The organism is Gordonia sp. (in: high G+C Gram-positive bacteria) (genome assembly GCF_049299075.1).
GTDB lineage: Bacteria > Actinomycetota > Actinomycetes > Mycobacteriales > Mycobacteriaceae > Gordonia.
In genome coordinates this window covers 1-2,668 of the sequence record NZ_JBAQWU010000274.1, presented here as the reverse complement: position 1 = coordinate 2,668, position 2,668 = coordinate 1, and the positions used below count along the sequence as shown (strand labels likewise).

Annotated in this window: 3 protein-coding genes; all 3 read left to right on the top strand. The window is 66.0% G+C overall.

The genetic code is table 11. The annotated features are described in order from the left end of the window. A partial coding sequence (locus tag WAW85_RS08495) for a type I glyceraldehyde-3-phosphate dehydrogenase (protein WP_422559183.1) occupies positions 1-588 on the top strand: 588 nt, incomplete at its 5' end. A gap of 2 nt (positions 589-590) precedes the next feature. Then, positions 591-1,808 (top strand): phosphoglycerate kinase, encoded by a 1,218-nt coding sequence (locus tag WAW85_RS08490; protein ID WP_422559182.1) that lies wholly within the window; start codon positions 591-593, stop codon positions 1,806-1,808. 4 nt (positions 1,809-1,812) lie between these two features. Further along, a complete protein-coding gene (tpiA, locus tag WAW85_RS08485) occupies positions 1,813-2,604 on the top strand; it encodes a triose-phosphate isomerase (protein WP_422559181.1) in 792 nt (263 codons plus the stop codon). Positions 2,605-2,668: the final 64 nt, after the last annotated feature.

The window sequence follows — 2,668 nt, the reverse complement described above, 5'->3', positions numbered from 1 at the left end:
GAGTACGACGGCACCCAGAACATCATCTCCAACGCCTCGTGCACCACCAACTGCCTTGGCCCGATCGCCAAGGTCCTGGAGGACTCGTTCGGCATCAAGCAGGGTCTGATGACCACGGTGCACGCGTACACCCAGGACCAGAACCTGCAGGACGCTCCGCACAAGGACCTGCGTCGCGCCCGCGCCGCCGCCCTGAACATCGTTCCGACCTCGACCGGTGCCGCCAAGGCCATCGGCGAGGTGCTGCCGGTGCTCAAGGGCAAGCTCGACGGCTACGCCCTCCGCGTGCCGATCCCCACCGGCTCGGTCACCGACCTCACCGTCGAGTTGGAGAAGTCGGCCACCGCCGAGGAGATCAACGCGGCGATGAAGGCGGCGGCGGACGGTCCGATGAAGGGCATTCTGAAGTACTACGACGCGCCGATCGTCTCGAGCGACATCGTCACCGATCCGCATTCCTCGCTGCTCGACGCCGGTCTGACCAAGGTGCTCGGCAACCAGGTGAAGGTCGTGTCCTGGTACGACAACGAGTGGGGCTACTCGAACCGCCTCGCCGACCTGATCACCCTCGTGAGCAAGTCGCTGTAAATATGGCTGTTCGCACCCTCAAAGACCTTCTGGCAGAAGGAGTTTCGGGCCGCGGCGTGCTGGTCCGATCGGATTTCAACGTTCCGCTCGACGGCGATGAGATCACCGACCCGGGCCGGATCTTGGCCAGCATCCCGACGTTGCGGCAGCTGGTGGACGCCGGTGCCAAGGTGATCATCACCGCACATCTGGGCCGCCCGAAGGGCGAACCGGACCCGGCGCTGTCGCTGGCGCCGGTCGCCGCCCGGTTGGCACAGGAGCTGGGCCGCAACGTCCAGCTCGCTGGCGACGTCGTGGGCTCCGATGCGCTGGCGCGCGCCGAGGGCCTCACCGACGGTGACGTGTTGCTGCTGGAGAACATCCGATTCGATCCGCGGGAAACCAGTAAGGACGACGCCGAGCGGCGCAAGCTCGCCTCGGCGCTAGTGGAGTTGGTTGGCGACGACGGCGCCTTCGTGTCTGACGGCTTCGGCGTCGTGCACCGCAAGCAGGCGTCCGTCTACGACGTGGCGCAGTTGCTCCCGTCGTACGCCGGTGATCTGGTGGCGACTGAAGTCGAGGTGCTCGGACGCATCACGACCGATGTCGAGCACCCGTACGCCGTCGTACTCGGCGGCTCCAAAGTGTCCGACAAGCTCGCGGTGATCGAGGCGTTGGCCCCCAAGGTCGACACCCTGGTGATCGGCGGCGGGATGGCCTTCACCTTCATTAAGGCCCAAGGCAGTGCGGTCGGCGATTCGCTGCTGCAGGCAGACATGATCGACACCTGCAAGGATCTGCTCGCCCGGTTCGGCGACGTGATTCACCTCCCGCACGACATCGTCGTCGCCGATGCGTTCGCCGCGGATGCGGACACGTCGATCGCGTTCACTGCCGACGGCTTCACCGACGGAATGGGCTTGGACATCGGTCCGGGCACCGTGGAACGGTTCTCCACCGTGTTGCGCGGCGCCAAGACTGTGTTCTGGAACGGCCCGATGGGCGTGTTCGAGTTCGAGAAGTTTGCCGCTGGCACCCGCGGCGTGGCCGAGGCGATCGCCACGGCCACCGAGGCCGGCGGGTTTAGCGTCGTCGGTGGCGGCGATTCGGCGGCCGCGGTGCGCTCGTTCGGCCTCCCGGACACCGCGTTTTCGCACATCTCCACCGGTGGTGGCGCATCCTTGGAATACCTCGAGGGCAAAGAACTACCCGGCCTCGCGGTACTGGAAACGGAAGGCTGATCCCATGGCTAAGGCACGCAAGCCGCTCATCGCGGGCAACTGGAAGTGCAACCTGAACCACTTCGAAGCGATCGCGCTGGTGCAGAAGATCGCGTTCACGTTGCCGGAGAAGTATTTCGACAAGGTCGACGTCACCGTGCTGGTGCCGTTCACCGACATCCGCAGCGTGCAGAGTCTCATCGACGGGGACAAGCTGCTGCTCACCTACGGTGCGCAGGACATCTCGTCCCACGACTCGGGTGCCTACACCGGTGAGATCAGCGGCGCCTTCTTGGAGAAGCTGGGCTGCACGTACGTCACCGTCGGGCATTCGGAACGCCGGACCCTGCACAACGAGACCAACGACGTGGTGCACGCGAAGACCACGGCGGCGCTACGCCACGGTCTCACGCCGATCGTCTGTATCGGCGAGGGTCTGCCGATCCGGGAGTCGGGCGAGCATGTGGCGTACAACGTCGAGCAGCTCAAGGCCTCGCTGGCGGGTTTCTCGGCCGAAGAGATCAGCAAGCTGGTCGTGGCGTACGAACCCGTCTGGGCCATCGGCACGGGCCGGGTCGCGAGCGCCCAGGATGCGCAGGAGGTGTGCGCTGCCGTGCGGGACGCTCTCGCGGACCTCTCCGACGCGGCTACCGCGGCTGGGGTGCGCGTCCTATACGGCGGTAGCGTCAACGCCAAGAACGTCGCGGAGATCGTCGGACAGCCCGACGTCGACGGCGCTCTGGTCGGCGGTGCGTCGCTCAAGGCGGCCGAGTTCGCTCAGCTGTCGGCCATCGCGGCCGGTGGGCCGTTGCTCTGATTGATACGGCGATCGCGTAGACTATGGCAGGTTGCCCTCACGGGCGGCCTGCCACAGTCGTTTT

Coding starts and splice junctions, on each gene's coding strand:
- WAW85_RS08490 (WP_422559182.1), top strand. CDS start 591: ATGGCTGTTCGCACCCTCAAAGACCTTCTGGCAGAAGGAGTTTCGGGC.
- tpiA (WP_422559181.1), top strand. CDS start 1,813: ATGGCTAAGGCACGCAAGCCGCTCATCGCGGGCAACTGGAAGTGCAAC.